Below are 18,259 nucleotides of genomic sequence, written 5' to 3' on the forward strand. Positions count from 1 at the left end.
CGGGTCCCGCGGATCCAGTCACCGGGGAAGCAGCCCCAGAAGCGGCAGGCTGAGCGCCGTCGCCACCGCCATCGCCACCGTGTTGCCGATGGACGGGTGGAAATCCCTAGGCAACCGGGCGGCCACGGCCCGGGCCACGGGTGGTGCGAGGACCGCACCCAGCACGGCCCCGCCGATGACCCCCGTCCAGGAACCACCCGTCGCGAGCACGGCCGCGGGCGCCACCGACACCACGGACGCGTACGTTGCCGCCCAGCCGCCGTCGCGGAACCAGCCCCGCCACAGCACCACGCCGACGGCCGAGCTCAGGGCCTGCGCGAACAAGATCCGGGGCAGCAAGCCGGATCCGTAGGCGGGCAGCCCCGGGTTCAGCACGAACGCCACCGCAACGCCCAGCAGCAGGCCCGCGCCGGCGAGTTCGTTGGCGAAGAAGGGCGCCTCGCTGAAGTCGCAGAGGACCCGGCGGGCGGCCCAGACTGCGTCACTCCTGAAACTCGGAACGGACGACGGCGGCGGCTCCACTTCTGTGCCCGCCTCCCGGAAGGGTTCCGCCGGGAGGACCAGCCACGGCAGCTTCCGCGCGATTGCGAACGTCAAGGCCGAGCCGGCGGCCATGGCGAGGACACAGGCCACCACGGCGGGAAGACCCAAGGGCCGGGAGATGGCGGCGATCAGCAGCAAGGCCAGCGGTGTCGTCGTCAGCGCTCCCAGCACCGCTCCGCTCAGGCACGTCTTCCAGCCGGGTCCGTAGACGAGGACCACGGCGGGGGCCACGGAAACGAAAGGCACGAACGTCGGCTGCCATCCGGCGTCGAGCATCCAGCCGAAGGCGAGGTTCGAGACCAGCAGGCTCAACACGGCCGAGGCGAGAAGCCACGGCCACAGCCCGGTCCCGGACGCCAGCGCTGCGCCCGCCCATTTCTTCCGACGGCAGCTGGCCCACCAGGCCAGGCCGGCTCCGGCGAGCAGGCCCAGGGAGGCGAGCTCGGACTTGTAGAACTGCGGCTCGCTCATGTCGCCCAGGAACCAGCGGAAGCCGGCCAGTGCCTCGTGCGGGACAGCGGCCGCCCACCCGTCGGAGACCGGTCCGAGCCGCGGGGAAAAGCGGGCCAGGAAGTCCAGGGCCAGGGCAAGTGCGCCGGCAACCGTCACCGCTCCGGCAGCCCCGAGAACGGTACCGGCGGCGGCGCGTTCAACACGGTGTGCCGGCTGCCCGTCCTTCGGAGGCCCGGCCATCCCGGAGAGTGCAGAGTCAAGCGTCATTGATGGCCTCTGGAGGTGCGATGGGGGTGTATCACCGAGCAGCGTAAACGGCCCGTCCCACGGCCTTCACATCCGTGTGGCTACCTGCAGATTGTGACCGGAGGGAACGTCAGGGCTGGAAGTCGAATGCGAGTTCCAGCACCGCGCCGGGCTCGCCGGCCGGACCCTGCAACGCGAGTGACGCCGTAACGCGGGTGCCGTCGTCGTGGATTTCGAAGCTTTCAGGCTGAAGCGCCGGCGCCGCACCGCCCAGATACACAAGGGAAGCGAACACGCTGCGGTTCCCGGCCAGCTCACCTTCGAGGATCCCGCAGGCCGCGTGCTGCCCCAGTGGCGAGACGCCTTCCGCCCGGAAGGTGCCGGATCCGGAGTAGCCGTGCAGCGGCCAGATGGCGGAATGGAGCCCGGGGGTGCCGAGGACCTGCCCCTCAGCAACAGGAGGAACGGCGGACGCCAGCGCGTAGCCGCCTTCGCGGACCCTGCCGGCGGGGATTCCGCCGTCGCGGTCCACGACGTGCACGCGCAGTTCGTAGCCGCCCGCCGCCGTGGTTCCGCTCGCCACCCGCCAGGGTGATCCGGCCTGGTCCTCGACGTCGGACCACACCGGGCGGTGCCAGCTTGCCGCAGCGGGGCGGCCGCTTGGGCCGGAGCCGGCCGGCAGCCGGAGAATCCGGGACCGCCGGCTCGGCACACCCAAGGAACTCAGCACGGCGAACTGGTTGTCCACGGGATCGTCGGTGAACATCGGCGCCGTATGGCTGGAGTAGGCGAGCCGGCGGTAGTGCGGATCGTCGGGACCGGGGGCGTAGTACTTGTCGCTGCCATGGTTGAGCACACGGGCTATCCCGTCCGCAGCGGTGGAGTGCAACAGGTAGTTGGGGGCGGGGCTGTACCGCACGTGGTCGGCGGTCTCCCCCGGCGCGGGCTCCTCGACGGCGGTCCACACGGGATGCGTGGCCGGCAAGAGCAGGCCGACGAACGCCTTCGAGGTCCAGAACGGCGAGGCCGGGCCGGAGTAGGACTGCACCATCGGCTCGAAAGCATCGAGCCAGCCGAGCGTGGGCAGTCCGTCCGGATAGGCGCCGCCTTCCAGGAAGTACTTTGCCGCGCCGCTGGCGATCCGCCGGGTCTGGCCGGGATTCAACGGGCTGGCTTCACCTGCAAGGAACCCCAGAAACAACGGTGCGACGGCGGCATAACGGTAGATGAGCGACCGCCCCTGGAACACCGGGGCGCCCTGCCCGCCGAAGAACAACATGTGGTCCCGCAGGAATTCGGCCAGCCGCCCCGCGTACCGTTCCCCCAAAGCTTGGGCCGAGGGATGCCGGCCCGAAGCAAAGCCCGCCCACAGCACCGGATAGAGGTGGAGCGCCCAGCCGCAGTAGTAGTCGTAGAAGTCGCCGGTGCCGTCGTTGTCGCCGTCGCGGTACCAGCCCCCGCCTTCGTACCAGTCCTCCAGCCGGGACAGGCCGTGCTCGATCTGCGCGCCATTGAATTCACAACCGGCGCCGGCCAGGAATTCGGCGATCAGCACCTGGAACAATACCCAATTGTTGTCCCAGGCCTCACTGCGGGAGGAGCCCTGGAGCCACGCGGCCACCTGCCGCTGCTCCTCCGCGGAGAACCGGTCCCACAGCCAGGGCTTGGTCAGCTGGAGGCCGAGCGCCACGGAGGCTGCCTCCACGATCGGCTGGCTGCGGTCCACGATGGCCGGCCATGCCTTGCTGCCGCCGGGACGGGTTCCCTCGAGGAGCCCCTCGGCGTAGAAGGCGAGGTGCCCGTGCGGATCGTCGCCTTGTTCCCCGGCCACCCGGAAGGCGGCCAGCATGAAGGTCCGGGCGAAGCCCTCCAAGCCGTCGGACAGTTCCCCCGACCAGGACGGCCGGCCCGGCAACCGGATGAGCGCCTTGCCCGGGGTGAAGTGGCGCCTGGCCGCGAGGAGCTGTTGGTCGGCGAAGGCCAGCCAATGGGCCCGGGTCCACCCGGTGATGGGGCTGAGTTCGAAGTCCGCTTCCGGCATGGCGAAGGCACCGGACGGGGCAGCTGTTTGCTGGGGCGATTCGTGTGCAGTCATCTTGACTCGACACTCTATGTCCGCTCTAGTTCATAATGACCAACTTGAACATTACTGAACACATTTCTCAGGACGGACGAATGCTCCCAGAGGACCGAAAAGGGCTCATCCTGCGCGAACTGGCCATGCGCGGTTCCCTGAACGCCGCCGAGTTCGCGGCCAAGGCCGGCATTTCCGGAATGACCGTCCGCCGGGATCTCGCCACCCTCGCCGAGCAGGGCCTGCTGGTCCGCGTCCACGGCGGTGCCGTCGCCGCAGCCGAAAGCGCCCCGGGGCCGCAGCGCAACACCAAGACATCACGAACGCGCCGCCTGCCCCTGGCGACGATCGGCATGGTGGTCCCGTCGGCGTCGTACTACTTCCCCGGGGTGATCCGCGGTGCCGAAGCGGCCGCGCAGGAGGCCGGCGTCCGGCTGGTGCTCGGCGTCTCGAACTACTCGGTGCAGGAGGAGCAGCGGCAGCTGCGCCGCCTGCTGGACAACGGCGTCGACGGCATCCTCGTCACCCCCAGCGAGGCCGCGCTGGGCGGCACGGACACGCTCGCGCTGCTGGCCGGTGCCCGGGTCCCGGTGGTGGTGGTCGAGCGGTCCATCGAGGATGCGCTCGACGACGGCGAGCTTGAGTCCGTGCGCAGCGACCACGTGCGCGGGGCCGAGATCGCCGTGAACCACCTGCTGTCGCTCGGGCACCGGAAGGTGGCGCTCTGCATCCGCGAGGGCAGCCCCACGGCAACCCCGGTGGTGGAGGGCTACCACCTCGCGCTGCGCCGTGCGGGCATGCCGCACGACGAATCCCTGGTGCAGGCACTGGCCCGGCCGCGCAGCGATCCGGCCGGGCACCGTGCCGCGGTGGAGGGGCTGCTGGACCGCTACACCGCCGAGGGAGTGACCGCCGCGATCATCCATACCGACGAGGACGCCCTGCAGTTCACCAGCGCCTGCCAGGAGCGCCGGCTCCGGGTGCCGGAGGACTTCGCAATCGTCGCGTACGACGACGAGATCGCCGCCCTGGGGGCCGTCGCCTTGAGTGCCGTGGCACCGCCGAAGTTCGACGTCGGGTACCAGGCGCTGCTGATGTGCCTGAACCGGATCGGCGGGCGCCGCGGCGGGACCGGCGCGCTGCAGCGGGTCAGCCTTTCGCCCACGCTCGTAGTGCGGGACTCCAGCCGGGTGTGAGTCCGCACCGGCGCCCGCTGTTCAGTTCTGTTCACTTCGTTGAGTCTGTTCACTTTTGTGGATTTCATGGTGTGCATTCCTTCGCATCGTGAATTCAAGGGAGAACACTATGAAGCGTCGCCACCTACTACTCAGCGCAGCCAGCCTGCTTACCAGCGCGGCCCTGCTGAGCGGCTGCGGCACCGGCCCCGCAACCACCCCGTCCGCGCCCTCGGGTGAAGCCAGCGGAACCATCACCTTCTGGTCCTCCCTGGCCGGCATGGACAAGGTTGCCGAGAAGTTCAACGCCAGCCAGGACAAGATCAAGGTCAAGTTCGAAACCATCCCGAACGGCGGCAACGGCGGCTACGCCAAGCTCTCCACCGCCATCACCGCGGGCAACGGTCCGGACGTCTCCACTATCGAATACGCGCAGCTGCCGCAGTTTGTCAGCAACGGGCAGGTCCAGCCGCTGGACGGTTTCATCGACAAAGCCAACACCGTGGACAAGGTCAGTGAGCAGATCCGTGGCCTGGTGCAGTTCGACGGCAAGAGCCATGGCCTGCCCTACGACGCCGCCCCGATGGTCATGTGGTACCGCAAGGACCTGCTGGACAAGGCTGGCGCCACGGTTCCGAAGACCTGGGAGGAATTCGAGGCCGCCGGCAAGAAGCTCAAGGCCGTGTCCCCCAAGTCCTACCTGGCCAGCTTCTACCCGAACGAGCCCACACTGACGGCCGCGCTGTCCTGGCAGGCCGGCGCCAAGTGGTTCAGCACCGAAGGCGACAGCTGGAAGCTGGGCCTCCGGGACGAGGCCACCAGGAAGGTCTCGGCCTTCTGGCAGCGCATGATCGACAACAAGATCGTCAAGGTGGAACAGGCCTTCAGCGATGAATGGAGCGCGGACCTGGCCAACGGGACCCTGGCCGGCGTGCTCGGCGCCAACTGGAGCGCCACCGGCATCCAGAAGCGCACCGAAGCCAGCGGCCAGAAAGGCAAGTGGATCGCAGCCGAGGCTCCCAACTGGGGCAGCCCGGCCGGCGCCTTCTATGGCGGCTCCAGCTTCAACGTGACCAAGAGCAGCAAGAACCCCGCGGCCGCCGCGAAGTTCATCGAGTTCCTCGCCACGAGCCCCGAAGCCGTCGCCGCCCGCGGCAACACCGGTTCCGCCTACCTCGCCTACCCCGGCCTCACCAAGGAAGCCCAGAAGGCCTTCGACGCCGGCTACTTCGGCAACGACATCTACGCCGTCTTCGACAAGGCCTACGCCACCATCCTTCCCGGCTGGCAGTGGGGCCCTAACTGGGACGTCACCAACACGGCACTGAAGGACTCCTTCGGCGCGCTTACCACCGGCGGCAAGATCGGCGACGCCCTGGACAGCTCCAGCGACGCTACCCTGTCCGGCTTCAAGCAGAACGGCCTGTCCGTCAAGGAATAGGCGCCCGGAATCAGCATCCCGGCGGCGCCCGCAGCCCCATCGGCTGCAGGCGCCGCCACCCCTTCAGGAGATACCCATGGCCAGAAAGACAAGCACCATGTCCGGCACCGGTGGCCGCACCGCCGCCCTGTTCCTCTTCCCGTTCTTCGCGGTCTTCGCCGTGGCCATGATCGCCCCCGTGGTCTATTCGCTGGTGCTGAGCTTCTATGCCCAGCAGAAGTCGGGCCTCGGGTTCGGCGGGGCCAAGACGTCCTTCGTCGGCCTGGAAAACTACGTCCAGGTGTTCCAGTCGGAAACCTTCACCGGTGGCCTGGGCCGGCTGGCCCTCTACTGCCTGATCTACATCCCCTGCATGGTGGGCGGCGCCGTCGTCTTCGCCCTGCTGCTGGACGCCACGGTGGCGCGGGCGCGCAAGCTGTTCCAGCTGCTCGTCTTCCTGCCGCACGCCGTGCCGGGCGTCATCGCCGCGCTCATCTGGGCGTACCTCTACACCCCGGGCGTCAGCCCCCTGGTCCAGGCGCTCCAAAGCGGCGGCATCCAGCTCAACTTCCTCGACGCGCACCTGGTGCTGCCCTCGATCGTGAACATCGCCGTCTGGGAATGGACCGGCTACAACGTGATCATCCTCTTCACCGCCCTGCAGGCCGTGCCCCGGGAAATCCTCGAGGCCGCCCGTGTGGACGGCGCCGGCGAAATCCGGGCGGCCCTCAGCATCAAATTCCCGCTGATCCTCCCCGCCCTGAGCGTCATCATCCTCTTCACAGTGATCGGTACCCTGCAGCTCTTCACGGAGCCGTCGATCATTTCCAAGGCCACGGCATCGGTCACCAGCACCTGGGTACCCAACCTCTGGGCCTACGACGCAGCCTTCAACCGGCACAACCTCAACCAGGCCGCGGCCGCGTCGATCATCATCGCCCTCCTGGCCGCCGGGCTTTCCCTGGCCGTCACCCGATTCAGTTCCAGGATGAACAAAGCATGATCACCGAGACTGTCAGTGCCCCGTCCCGCCCGTCTGCCGGCGTCGCCCGCCGGAAGCACGACGACGGAAGCCGGCCGGGCGGCAAGCGCCCCGGCGGTAACCGCCTGTCCCGCGAGGGCGGCTTTGCCAGTGCCTTCACCGTCAACGCCCTGCTGGTCCTGGGCTGCGCCTACATGGTGCTCCCCGTGCTGTGGCTCTTCTTCGCCGCCACCAAGGACACCGCCGACCTCTACGGCACACCTGCCTACTCGCTGGGCCGCTTCGCCTTCGTCGAGAACATCGCCGCGGTGATCGGCCAGGACGGCGGGATCTTCTTCCGCTGGATGGGCAACTCCGTGCTGTACGCCGGGTTCGGGGCCGTACTCGGCGGCCTGGTCTCGGTCATGGCCGGTTACGCCTTCGACAAGTTCCAATTCCGCGGCAAGAAGGCCTGGTTCGGTTTCGTGCTGCTGGGCGTGCTCATCCCCAACACCGCCACGGTGCTGCCGATGTACCTGCTGGCCTCGGTCTTCGGCATCACGAACACCGTCTGGGCCATTCTCATCCCGGTGCTGTGCAACCCCTTCGGCGTCTACCTTGCTCGGGTCTACAGTTCGTCCTACGTTCCGGATGAAACGCTGGAAGCGGCCCGTGTTGACGGCGCCGGTCCCGTGCGTTCCTTCTTCTCCCTCGGCCTGCCCATGATGATGCCCGGCTTCATCACCATCGCCCTGTTCCAGTTCGTCGGAGTGTGGAACAACTTCATGCTGCCCCTGGTGATGTTGCAGGACCAGCAACTCCTGCCGGTCAGCGTGGGCATTTCCATCTGGCAGGGCTACTCGGTCCCGCAGCCGGAGTTCTCCCCGATGGTCATCACCGCATCCCTGCTTTCCGTGATCCCGCTGCTCATCGCCTTCATCATGCTGCAGCGCTTCTGGAAGTCCGGCCTGACCGCGGGGAGCGTCAAATGAGCACGACTGACCCGGCCACCCGTCCGCTGAACGTCGCGCTGGCCATGGCTTCCGACGTCGGGCGGAAAGTCTTCCCGCTGCAACGCCTCGCCACGGTGACCGGCCCGCTGCGGCTGCTCAGCCCGGAACCGATCACTGACTTTTCCTCCCCGGAGGCCAAACGGCTGCTGGCCGAAGCCGATGTGCTGCTCACGGGCTGGGGCTGCCCGATGATCGACGGTGCCGTGCTGGACGCCGCGCCGCGGCTGCGGTACGTGCTGCACGCCGCGGGCTCCCTGAAGCACCATGTGGGAGCGGAATGCTGGGAACGCGGCATCCAGGTCAGCACGGCCGCGGACGCCAACGCGATCCCTGTGGCCGAGTACACCCTGGCGATGATCCTGCTGGCGAACAAACGGGTGCTGCAGATCGCGCGCGAACTGCACGGGGCGCGGGCCGCCGTCGACCCCGAAGGGCTGTTTCCGGACATGGGCAACTACGGCAAGCGCGTGGGGATCATCGGCGCGTCAAAGATCGGCCGGCACGTGATCCGGCTGCTCGCGGCCTACGAACTGCAGGTGGTCCTGGCCGATCCGTTTGTGACGCCGGAGCAGGCCGCCGCCCTGGGGGTGGAGCTGGTGGGGCTGGAGGAACTGATGGCGACCTCCGACGTCGTGTCCCTCCATGCGCCGTCGCTGCCGGCCACCCGGCACATGGTCGACGCCGGCCTGATCGCCCTGCTGCGTCCCGGCGCCACGTTCATCAACACCTCGCGCGGAGAGCTGGTGGACCAGGACGCACTGCTGCGACGGCTTGAGCGGGGCGATGTTTTCGCGGTGCTGGACGTCACCACGCCGTGGGTGCTGCCTCCGGACTCGGGGTTCTACACGAATCCGAACGTGCTGCTGACCCCGCACCTGGCGGGTTCCCTGGGCAACGAGCTGGAACGGCTGGCCGCGAGCGCCATCGACGAGGCCTACCGGGCAGCGCGGGGCGAGGCGCTGCGCTTTCCCGTGAAGGCCGAAGAGCTGGCGTTCACGGCGTAGGTTCACGGCATAGGAAGCGCGAACGTACATTTGTGGCCCCGTTTTCGCGGATTTCAGGGCCCCAACTGTACGTTCGCGCTGTGTTCGACCGTTCTTATTCGACGGTGTCGGCGATGTAGACGTCGCAGGGAGCCTTGTGGGCGACGGTGTTGGCCACGCTGCCGAGCACCCGGGCCAGGCCCTTCATCCGCCGGTTGCCCACGACGATCACGCTGGCATTGTGGTTCTCGGCGTGGGCGATCAGGGCCTGGGCGGGGTTGCCGACGGCCGAAAACGCCTCGATCTCCACGCCCTCCTGCTGCAAGCCGGCCGCCACCTTGCTGGCCGTTTCCTTGGCCTCACGCCCGGGGTCGCCGAAGACGATGGCCCGTTCGCTGCCCGCACCGTGGAGCGACACCCGGTCGCCCTCGAAAGCCGTGACCACGTGCAGCTTGGCACCGAGGGCCGCGGCGAGGTTCCTGGCGGTCTCGGCTGCCTTTGTGGCGGTTTCGCTTCCATCCACTCCGACGACAACAATGTCCGGCATGTGCTTCTCCTTCATGGTGGGGGACTCCTGTTCCAAAAATACCCCGCGGACCCGGAGTACGCCGGATCAAGATCAGTCACGTTCGTCACGGACGCACGCCGATGCTACGCGTCGCCACCTCCCCAGCGAAAACCTGGCCCGGCTAGAAGCTGACGCTGCCTTGATCACGCTGCGGCTGCTTCCACCCACCCAGATGGACCCGGACTCGTTACTGAGCTCGATGATCCCGCCGCGGCCCAGCACCGTTCTTTGTCGCGCCGTGTAGTTTCCGTCCGTGACGCCCTCGGCGAGGAGCCATTGCGCCGGTCCGGCGTTGGCACTGCCGGTCACGGGGTCTTCGTTGTATCTGTTCGCTGCTGAGGCCGTCGGCGTCGGGGACCGCTGCCACCGGATTGCCCGCCTTGGGACCAGGCGCAAAACGTCCACCTGTGAGAATTCGTAGCTGACCATGGTGTTTCCTCCTGTGCATCACCGGGTTCAGCTTTCACGGTAAAAGTGAACTGGAAAAACATAGCCAGTTTGATCAAGTGGCTTGGACCCTTGCCCAGCCCGACCAGCCCGCGGCATCCACCACGCAGAAGCGGTTGCCCTCGGGGTCCTCCATGATCACGTAGTCGGCGTCCGCCGGCCTGCGGCTCCACTCGATTTCGCGCGCACCCAGCTCCGTCAGGCGCCGCACCTCCGCGGCCTGGTCCTCGGCGTACAGGTCCAGGTGGATGCGCGGCGGCAGCACGCGGCGGGAGGGAACGGCGTCGAGGGAAACGTTCGGTCCCTGCCCGGTCCGCGGCTGCAGCAGCGCGAAGTCGTCCTCCGGCGGCTCCCTCAGGACGTAGTCCAAGGCGCGCGTCCAGAAGCCGATCTGGGACGCCAGGTTGTCCACACGGATGACGATGGAACCAACGATCAGCATGCCCCGACCCTAGGATCGTCGTCCGGCGGGATCAAGGCATCCGGATCAAGGCACCCGAGTCAGCGCGTGTGCTGCGCCACGGCGCGCGCGGTGCCGCTGCGGCTAGAGTGTCCGGGTGAAGATTGCCCCGGCCCCCGACGGCGCCAAACTGCTGTGGAGCGAAGCGGGCGACGGCGACCCCCTCCTCCTGCTCGCCGGCCAGGCAACCGGCATGGCCGGGTGGGGTCCGACGGCGGACGCGCTCGCCCGTCACTTCCGCGTGATCCGCTACGACCACCGCGGCGTAGGCGGCAGTGCCAAGGGCAACCCGGAGCGCTACACCACCAGGCTCTTGGCAGCCGACGCGGCCGCCGTCCTTGATGCCGCCGGGGTCGGCTCCGCCCATGTGTACGGGCATTCGATGGGTGGCCGGATCGCCCAATGGCTCGCGATCGACCACCCGGACCGGGCCCGGGCCCTGGTCCTCGCCGCGACCAGCGGCGGACGGCGGGCGGGTGCCGGGGTGGACACCCGCACCTCCGGAACGGCCTTCGAGGCGCTGCTGAGCGGCGACCCGGATTTGATGGCGCCCCTGTTCTTCGATCCGGCGTGGTCCCGGGAACATCCCGACGCCGTGCGCGCCTTCTTCGGGACCCCGGCCTCGGCCTGGGCGAAGGCACGGCATTTCCAGGCCAGCCGCACGCACGACGCCTGGGATTCACTCGGCGCCATCCAGGCCCCAACGCTCATCCTGCACGGCACCGAGGACGCGCTCACTCCCCTTGCCGACGCCGTGCTTTTGCACCGGGGCATCCGCCGCTCCACGCTGGTGAAGGTCCCCGGCGCCCGGCACGGCCTGCACCTGGACCGCCCGGAAACCGTCACCTGGATCCGGCAGTTCATCGCCGCCAAGGGCGCTCCACGCGGAGAGGCGGCCGGGCCCTCGGGCTCCTCCGCTATGCAACCCTGGTGATCGCCACCGTTACCTGGGGAGCCGCGCCACCCCCGCCGGACAGGATGCCACGCAGCGGAGAAACATCGCGGTAGTCACGCCCGGCGGCTACCGTCACGTGCAGATTGCCCGCCGGTTTGTGGTTGGTGGGGTCCCAACTGTTCCACTGCCCGTCCCACCATTCAAGCCACGCGTGCGACTGCCCGGCCACGGTTTCCCCCACGGGCGCTTCCGGATTGGGATGGATGTATCCGGAGACGTATCGGGCGGGAATTCCGAGGCTCCGCAGGGCCCCGACACCAAGGTGGGCCAGGTCCTGGCACACACCCGTGCGCTGCCGCCATGCCTGTTCGGCATTGGGTGGTGACACCTGTGACGCCCTTGACGTACTTCATCTCACCCCGCATCCATGCCATCACCGCAGGCGCGGCATCCGCGGGCCACAGCCCTTCCGCTGCGTGCGAAACAGCGGCCCGGACCTCATCACCGATCTCCGTCAGCCGGGTGGGGGCGAGCCATTCAGCGTAGGCATCCGTCACCTCGCCGGAACGCAGGGTCTCCCAGTCCACGGCATCCGCCTTGGGCGCGGGCCGCGAGCGGTCGACTTCCACGGTGGTGGTCGCGGTGACGTTCATCTTCTCGTGCCAGTGCTGCAGGTCGAAGGTGGTCACCCGGGTGCCCCAATAGTCGCTGTAGCTTCCCACCGCTGCCGACGACGGTGCCACCTTCACGCTGTTTTCCAGCACCATCTGCCCGTCCCGGCTGAGCGGGGTCAGCCGGGCCTCGTTGTAGGAGCGGGCGACGCCTCCGTTGTACAGGTAGGACGTGGTGTGGACGATCTTCAGGCGGGTCATGAGACTTCCCCTATCCATTCGAGTTCCTTGGCCTGGTTGAAGTACTTGAGCGAGATTGCCTCGGAGGCCTGTGCCACGGCCTTCTGGACGCGGTCCATGTGTTCCGGGAGTTCTTCCAGCAGGTTGTCCGTGCGGTGGAACTCCAGGAAAGTCCGTGCCTGGCCCACGATCCGCCGGGCGTCGTCGATGAAGCCGACGCGCTGCGAGGACGGATCCAGCTTGGCCAGGCAGTCCTCGGCATCGCGCAGCGCGTACACGATGGAGCGGGGGAACAGCCGGTCCAGGAGCAGGAACTCGGCGGCGTTCCGGTCCCCCGAGGACCCGCCGCTATTGCGCAGGAAGGATTCGTAGGCACCCGCGCAGCGGAGCATGTGCACCCAGGAGATCCCGCCGCTGAGGAGATCCCGTGTGGACAGCATCCGGGCGGTCATGTCGGCGCGTTCCAGGGACCGGCCCAGCATGAGGAAAAGCCAGCTTTCGTCATGGCTGACGGTCGAGTCCGCCAGCCCGGTGATGACGGCGGAGCGTTCGAGGACCCAGTGGCAGAACCCGAAGGCGCCAACGAGGTCCTGGCGGTGCCGGTTGATGCCGTAGTAGGTGGTGTTGAGTCCTTCCCACAACGACGACGAAACGGTCTCCCGCGCCCGGCGCGCGTTTTCGCGGGCTGCCGAGAGCGAGCCGGCAATCGACGCCGGATTGAAGGCGTCGTAGGCGAGGGTCCTGAGCAGGACCTCGCGCGATACCGGCTCCGGCCCGGCATGGGTGCCGACGAGTGCCAGGAGGTCGCGGGAAATCCGCTCCTGCTGGAACTCGGGGAGGTTGTTGAGGCGCTCCAGGTGGACATCGAGGATCCGGGCGGTGCCGTCGGCACGTTCCACGTAGCGTCCGATCCAGAACAGTGATTCAGCAATCCGGCTAAGCATCGTCTTCCACCTTCAAAGGCACGTCGGGGGTTGTAGGAGGGTTGGTCACTGGTCCGCGCCGTCCTGCCAGTTGCTTTCAATGGGCCACACCGATACCTGCTGCCTGACTGGGATGGACGGCCGGGAAGGAAGCGGAGGCACATCCTGCGGCGCTTCCGCCAGCACCCAGGTGTCCTTCGAACCGCCGCCCTGGGAAGAATTCACAATCAGCGACCCCTCCTTCAGTGCCACCCGGGTGAGGCCGCCGGGCAGCACCCAGACGTCGTCGCCGTCGTTCACGGCGAAGGGCCGCAGGTCCACGTGGCGCGGGCCGAACTTGTCCCCGGAGAGCGTGGGCACAGTGGAGAGCTGCAGCACGGGCTGGGCGATCCAGCCGCGCGGGTCCGTCAGGATCCGTTGGCGCAGGGCGTCGAGTTCGTCCTTGGAAGCATCCGGGCCGATCACCAGGCCCTTGCCGCCGGAACCGTCCACGGGTTTCACCACGAGCTCGTCCAGGCGGTCCAGCACGTGTTCGCGGGCTTCCTTCTCCTCCAGGCGGAAGGTGTCCACGTTGGCGATGACCGGTTCTTCCCCCAGGTAATAGCGGATCAGGTCCGGAACGTAGGAGTACACCAGCTTGTCATCGGCGACGCCGTTGCCCACCGCGTTGGCGATGGTCACGTTGCCGGCGCGGGCCGCATTCACGATCCCGGGGCAGCCGAGCATGGAATCGGAACGGAACTGCAGGGGATCCAGGAACTCGTCGTCCAGGCGTTTGTAGATGACATCCACACGCCGTTCGCCATCCGTGGTGCGCATGTAAACCCGGTTGCCGCGGCAGATGAGGTCGCGGCCCTCCACCAATTGCACGCCCATGAGGCCGGCCAGCAGGGTGTGCTCGAAATAGGCGCTGTTGAAGACGCCCGGGGTCAGGACGACGACGGTGGGATCGTCGACGCCGGACGGTGCGGTCTTGCGCAAGGCGGACAGCAGGCGGCGCGGGTATTCCTCCACTGCCCGGATGGGCTGCTGGCCGAAGGCCTCCGGCAGGCCCTTGGCCATGGCGCGGCGGTTTTCCAGGACATAGCTGACACCCGAAGGCACCCGGACGTTGTCCTCCAGGACCCGGAAATCACCGGCAGCATCCCGGATGACGTCGATCCCCGAAATATGCACCCGAACCCCGCCTGCCGGTTCGAAACCGTGCACGGCCCGGTGGAAATGCGCACTGGTGGTAATCAGCTGCCGCGGGATCACGCCGTCGGACACCACGGCCATGCGCCCGTAAACGTCGTTCAGGAACGCTTCCAGCGCCTTCACCCGCTGCGCGACCCCGCGTTCCAGGACACCCCAATCGTCCGCCGGGATCACCCGGGGCACGATGTCCAGCGGGAAGGGACGCTCCTCCCCCGCATAGTCGAAGGTGACGCCGCGGTCCAGGAAAGTCCGGGCCATGGAGTCCGCCCGGGCCGTGACGTCCTCCAGCGCGAGGCTGTCCAGGGCCGCCGCGACGTCGGCGTACGAGTCCCGCGTCAGCATGTCCGGGCCGAACATCTCATCAAACGCACCGCTGCGCCTGATGCCTCTTTCATAGTCTTCAAACAGGTCTGACATTCCGCTCACCTTTCACGAGTGGGATGAGTACATCCCATGGTTATTGCGGAATTGTTTCCGGCCTGAAACAGTCTTTGCCGCGCAAAAAGGGAATAGCCCCGGAAATATCCATAGTCGGAATTTCCGTAACTTAACACCCATGAAATAACCGGGAAACTGCGGCTCCCTAGCGTGGACAGCGTTTGATATCGCGGCGCCTCGAACCGGGCTCCGCAGGCGGACAGGCAAAAAAAGGGGGACCAATGTCCGATCCACAAAGACCAGTGCACGATCCTGCCGGAGACCTGGAGAACGAACGCGAGCACCTTGGCGACGTGACGCTCGCAGCGCAGGATTTCTCGAGCGAGGACTCCGGCTACCACAAGACGCTCAAGCCCCGGCAGATCCAGATGATCGCCATCGGCGGTGCGATCGGAACCGGATTGTTCATGGGGGCCGGCGGCCGCCTCCATGGCTCCGGCCCCGCCCTGATCCTCGTTTACGCCGTCTGCGGCTTCTTCGCGTTCCTCATCCTGCGCGCCTTGGGCGAGTTGGTGCTGCACCGCCCGTCGTCCGGCTCCTTCATCTCGTACGCGCGCGAGTTCTACGGGGAGAAAATGGCCTTCGCCGCCGGCTGGCTGTACTTCTTGAACTGGGCCATGACCTCGGTGGTGGATGTCACCGCGGTCGCGCTCTATGTGAAATTCTGGGCACCTTTTTGGGAGCCGCTGCAATCCGTTCCCCAGTGGGCCATCGCGCTTATGGCGCTGGTGGTAGTACTCGCGCTCAACCTGGTCTCGGTCAAACTCTTCGGCGAAATGGAGTTCTGGTTTGCCTTGATCAAGGTCACCGCCCTCGTCCTTTTCCTCATCATCGGTGTGTGCTTCCTGGTATTCGGCGGCCGGACGGACGTCGGCGCTACGGGCTTCAGCGTCATGGCGGACAACGGAGGTCTGTTCCCGATGGGTGCTGTTGCCCCCTTGCTGGCGGTGAGCGGAGTCGTCTTCGCTTACGCCGCCATTGAACTGGTAGGCACGGCTGCCGGCGAAACCGAAAAGCCCAAGGAAGTCATGCCCAAGGCCGTGAACACGGTGGTCTTCCGCATCGGCATCTTCTACGTGGGCTCGGTGCTCTTGCTTTCGCTGCTCCTGCCGTTCACCGAATACAAAGCCGGCGAATCGCCGTTCGTGACGTTCTTCTCGCACATCGGATCCCCCGACGCCGGTGCCACCTCGGCCTCGATCATGAACTTCGTGGTGCTCACCGCCGCGCTCTCGAGCCTCAACGCCGGCCTCTACTCCACGGGCCGCATCCTGCGCTCCATGGCCGTCAACGGTTCCGCGCCGGGCTTTACGGCCAAGATGAGCAGCAACGGCGTCCCCTACGGGGGCATCCTGCTTACGGCCGTCATCACGCTGCTCGGCGTCGGACTGAATGCCGTGTTCCCCTCGGAGGCCTTCGAGATCGTCCTGGAGGTCTCGGCCATCGGCATCATCGGAGGCTGGGCCACCATCATCCTGTGCCAGATTAAGCTGCAGAAATGGGCGGAGGAAGGAAAGCTCGAACGGCCATCCTTCCGCTTGTTCGGCGCACCCTTCACGTCCTACCTGACCCTGGCGTTCCTGTTGTTCGTCATGGTCTCGATGGGCTTTTCGGAAACGGGACGCTGGGTGCTCGCCTCGCTGGTGGTGCTGGTGCCGCTCCTCGTGGCGGGCTGGTTCGCCGCGCGGAACGGCATCTATGCGGCCGCCAAGGAGCGGTCCGGTTACACCGGAGGCTTCCCCGTGGTCGCCGAGCGGCCGGCCATCGACGCCGCCCTCAAGAAGTAGCGCCGGCAGCCCGACGACGGCGGGCCGGGCCGCACAGCGCAGTCCGCCGTCGCGCTCGCGAGGCCAGGAAATGATAGTTTGGTACGCGTTGTGCTGAGCCGCCCAAGCGGTTTTCCTGCACCCGCCGCACGCCGACGCGCCTGTTGATCCGGTGCGGGAGGTCATCCACCAGCGTGCCGCAATCCGCGCCCATTACGCCCGGGCGCCGGAACCAACAACACCGGAGGACTCTTCATGCTCAAGGGATTCAAGGACTTCATCCTTCGCGGCAACGTGATCGAACTGGCCATCGCCGTGGTGGTCGGCACCGCCTTCACCGCGCTCGTCTCGGCCTTCACCACCAACATCGTCAACCCGGTCATCGCCGCGGCCGGCGGCGTGAACGCCGGCGGCCTGGGCTTCAGGATCTGGCCGGACAACCCCGCCACGTTCGTGAACTTCGGCGCAGTCATCACCGCCTTCGTGACCTTCATGATCACCGCCGGCGTCGTGTATTTCATCTTCGTGGCGCCCATGAACAAGCTCAACGCGCTGGTCAAGAACCGCCGAGGCAGCGAAGAGGAAGCCGCTCCCGAGCCCACGGACACCGAATTGCTGGTGGAAATCCGCGACTTCCTCGGCGAGCTTGCCGCGGGCAACCGCGCATCCCGGGATTCGGACCTCACACGCTAGCGAGGCTGGCGAACACAAGGGGCCGGCAGCTCCGCGAGGGACGCTGCCGGCCCCTTTCCTTGATGCCCCACATTCGTGACCGGGCGGCAACGGGGGCGAAACACCTTCCGGGGAACATGGGGGCATGAAAGCCAAGCAGCAGACGCCGGCCACCGCAGAGCTCAGCTGTGAGGTCTGCGGCCGAATGCCCGAACCTCCCAAAGCACGGTTCACCGTTGCCCAGATCGCCGCGATGCTTCCCATCGAGCTGCTGGTCCACGCGCTCGTGGTGGAAACCCACCTCCCCTACCTGGCCAAGGTGCTGCTGTTGACAGTCACGGCCACGGCACTGGTGATCTGGGTGGCCGAGCCGTCCGCCGCGCGGGTGCTGCGCAGCTGGTTGCACGCACCCGCCCTCCGGCACCGCCGCCGGTTGCACTCGGCGCCGGCACTCTGGCGTGCCCGCACGCTGGTGCGCGACCAGCCCGGCGCCCTGCAGAAACTCACCCAGGCCCTCGCCCGGCTGGACACCAACATCCTCAGCATCCATGTCCATCCGATGGACGGGGCGGCGCTGGATGAGTTTGTCCTCTCCGCGCCCGGCCACCTCGGCGAGCAGGAGCTGCTCAAGGCGCTGGCCGACGGCGGCGGGCGGGACTCCCATGTCTGGCCCACCACAGCCCTGGCTATGGCGGACGGCCAGACCAAGGCGTTGAGCATCGCCGCCCGGGTGGCCGGCAACCCGGACGAACTGGCCCTCGCCGTCGCGGAACTGCTGTCCGCGCAGGTGGTCCCGGCCGGACCGGGAACGCAGGCAGGCGAGGCGGGTTCCGGCGTCGGGCATTCCGGGGCCCCGAACGGCGGCACCCTGTTGAAGATCCCGACGGCCTGGCACGGTCCGCTGGTGTTTTCCCGCCCGGGCGAGCCTTTCACACCGGCCGAGTCCGCCCGGGCGCACCGCCTGGCGGAGCTCGCCGAGATCCTGGCCCACGGGCACAACGGAGTGGCGTAACTCTCCGTAGCGCCCGCGGCAGAGTGTGACCGGACGGCCGCCCGGTCACATTTGGTTGCGTGAGGCAGGGCACAGAAAACCCTTGACAGTGGGACACCTCACACTTAGTTTTGTTTTGGGATCCCAAATCGGGATCCCAAATCTTGTTACGGATCCCACCGG

Annotated in this window: 16 protein-coding genes and 1 pseudogene; 9 read left to right on the top strand and 8 right to left on the bottom strand. The window is 67.4% G+C overall.

Annotation, left to right across the window (positions count from 1 at the left end; translation table 11 throughout):
- Window positions 1-18: 18 nt before the first annotated feature.
- Together ACZ9CK_RS17615 and ACZ9CK_RS17620 are read right to left on the bottom strand one after the other, a co-directional pair.
- Window positions 19-1,263 (bottom strand): hypothetical protein, encoded by a 1,245-nt coding sequence (locus tag ACZ9CK_RS17615; RefSeq protein WP_476050631.1) that lies wholly within the window; start codon window positions 1,261-1,263, stop codon window positions 19-21.
- A gap of 109 nt (window positions 1,264-1,372) precedes the next feature.
- On the bottom strand, window positions 1,373-3,337 hold the full coding sequence (locus tag ACZ9CK_RS17620; protein WP_476050632.1) for a DUF2264 domain-containing protein: 1,965 nt from the start codon (window positions 3,335-3,337) through the stop codon (window positions 1,373-1,375).
- An 80-nt stretch (window positions 3,338-3,417) separates the two neighbouring features.
- On the opposite strand from ACZ9CK_RS17620, the gene ACZ9CK_RS17625 reads away from it, so the two are divergent.
- The 5 genes from ACZ9CK_RS17625 to ACZ9CK_RS17645 all read left to right on the top strand — a co-directional run bounded on the left by ACZ9CK_RS17625 (window position 3,418) and on the right by ACZ9CK_RS17645 (window position 8,889).
- A complete protein-coding gene (locus ACZ9CK_RS17625; protein ID WP_476050633.1) occupies window positions 3,418-4,512 on the top strand; it encodes a LacI family DNA-binding transcriptional regulator in 1,095 nt (364 codons plus the stop codon).
- A gap of 109 nt (window positions 4,513-4,621) precedes the next feature.
- Complete coding sequence (locus tag ACZ9CK_RS17630; RefSeq protein ID WP_476050634.1) at window positions 4,622-5,932, top strand: ABC transporter substrate-binding protein; 1,311 nt, start codon at window positions 4,622-4,624, stop codon at window positions 5,930-5,932.
- Window positions 5,933-6,008: 76 nt separating this feature from the next.
- On the top strand, window positions 6,009-6,914 hold the full coding sequence (locus ACZ9CK_RS17635) for a carbohydrate ABC transporter permease (protein ID WP_476050635.1): 906 nt from the start codon (window positions 6,009-6,011) through the stop codon (window positions 6,912-6,914).
- Window positions 6,911-7,864 carry a carbohydrate ABC transporter permease gene (locus tag ACZ9CK_RS17640; RefSeq protein WP_476050636.1) on the top strand — a complete coding sequence of 318 codons (954 nt, stop codon included), beginning with the start codon at window positions 6,911-6,913 and terminating at the stop codon, window positions 7,862-7,864. The genes ACZ9CK_RS17635 and ACZ9CK_RS17640 overlap by 4 nt, the downstream gene beginning before the upstream one ends.
- Window positions 7,861-8,889, top strand: coding sequence for a hydroxyacid dehydrogenase (locus ACZ9CK_RS17645; RefSeq protein WP_426300828.1), 1,029 nt, complete (start codon window positions 7,861-7,863; stop codon window positions 8,887-8,889). Before ACZ9CK_RS17640 ends, ACZ9CK_RS17645 begins: the two co-directional genes overlap by 4 nt.
- Window positions 8,890-8,983: 94 nt before the next feature.
- On the opposite strand, the gene ACZ9CK_RS17650 is transcribed toward ACZ9CK_RS17645, so the two are convergent.
- From ACZ9CK_RS17650 to ACZ9CK_RS17660, 3 genes are all read right to left on the bottom strand, one after another.
- Complete coding sequence (locus ACZ9CK_RS17650; protein ID WP_426300830.1) at window positions 8,984-9,415, bottom strand: universal stress protein; 432 nt, start codon at window positions 9,413-9,415, stop codon at window positions 8,984-8,986.
- A gap of 72 nt (window positions 9,416-9,487) precedes the next feature.
- Window positions 9,488-9,865, bottom strand: a complete 378-nt coding sequence (locus tag ACZ9CK_RS17655) for a hypothetical protein (protein ID WP_476050637.1) — start codon at window positions 9,863-9,865, stop codon at window positions 9,488-9,490.
- 73 nt (window positions 9,866-9,938) lie between these two features.
- Window positions 9,939-10,325 carry a VOC family protein gene (locus ACZ9CK_RS17660; protein ID WP_476050638.1) on the bottom strand — a complete coding sequence of 129 codons (387 nt, stop codon included), beginning with the start codon at window positions 10,323-10,325 and terminating at the stop codon, window positions 9,939-9,941.
- A 115-nt stretch (window positions 10,326-10,440) separates the two neighbouring features.
- Here ACZ9CK_RS17660 and ACZ9CK_RS17665 point away from each other — a divergent pair, with 115 nt between their 5' ends.
- A complete protein-coding gene (locus ACZ9CK_RS17665; RefSeq protein WP_476050639.1) occupies window positions 10,441-11,277 on the top strand; it encodes an alpha/beta fold hydrolase in 837 nt (278 codons plus the stop codon).
- Here the strand turns inward: ACZ9CK_RS17665 and ACZ9CK_RS17670 are convergent.
- From ACZ9CK_RS17670 to ACZ9CK_RS17680, 3 genes and pseudogenes are all read right to left on the bottom strand, one after another.
- Window positions 11,261-12,110, bottom strand: a pseudogene (locus ACZ9CK_RS17670) (transglutaminase family protein). The gene ACZ9CK_RS17665 and the pseudogene ACZ9CK_RS17670 overlap by 17 nt on opposite strands.
- Window positions 12,107-13,033 carry an alpha-E domain-containing protein gene (locus ACZ9CK_RS17675; RefSeq protein ID WP_426300838.1) on the bottom strand — a complete coding sequence of 309 codons (927 nt, stop codon included), beginning with the start codon at window positions 13,031-13,033 and terminating at the stop codon, window positions 12,107-12,109. The pseudogene ACZ9CK_RS17670 and the gene ACZ9CK_RS17675 overlap by 4 nt, the downstream one beginning before the upstream one ends.
- Before the next feature lie 45 nt (window positions 13,034-13,078).
- Window positions 13,079-14,626, bottom strand: a complete 1,548-nt coding sequence (locus ACZ9CK_RS17680) for a circularly permuted type 2 ATP-grasp protein (protein WP_426300840.1) — start codon at window positions 14,624-14,626, stop codon at window positions 13,079-13,081.
- 242 nt (window positions 14,627-14,868) lie between these two features.
- On the opposite strand from ACZ9CK_RS17680, the gene ACZ9CK_RS17685 reads away from it, so the two are divergent.
- The 3 genes from ACZ9CK_RS17685 to ACZ9CK_RS17695 all read left to right on the top strand — a co-directional run bounded on the left by ACZ9CK_RS17685 (window position 14,869) and on the right by ACZ9CK_RS17695 (window position 18,097).
- Complete coding sequence (locus ACZ9CK_RS17685; protein ID WP_476050640.1) at window positions 14,869-16,434, top strand: amino acid permease; 1,566 nt, start codon at window positions 14,869-14,871, stop codon at window positions 16,432-16,434.
- A 234-nt stretch (window positions 16,435-16,668) separates the two neighbouring features.
- Window positions 16,669-17,106 (top strand): large conductance mechanosensitive channel protein MscL, encoded by a 438-nt coding sequence (gene mscL / locus ACZ9CK_RS17690; RefSeq protein WP_476050641.1) that lies wholly within the window; start codon window positions 16,669-16,671, stop codon window positions 17,104-17,106.
- A gap of 124 nt (window positions 17,107-17,230) precedes the next feature.
- Window positions 17,231-18,097 carry an ACT domain-containing protein gene (locus ACZ9CK_RS17695; RefSeq protein WP_476050642.1) on the top strand — a complete coding sequence of 289 codons (867 nt, stop codon included), beginning with the start codon at window positions 17,231-17,233 and terminating at the stop codon, window positions 18,095-18,097.
- Window positions 18,098-18,259: the final 162 nt, after the last annotated feature.

The sequence above is a fragment of the Arthrobacter sp. TE26545 genome, assembly GCF_056279005.1.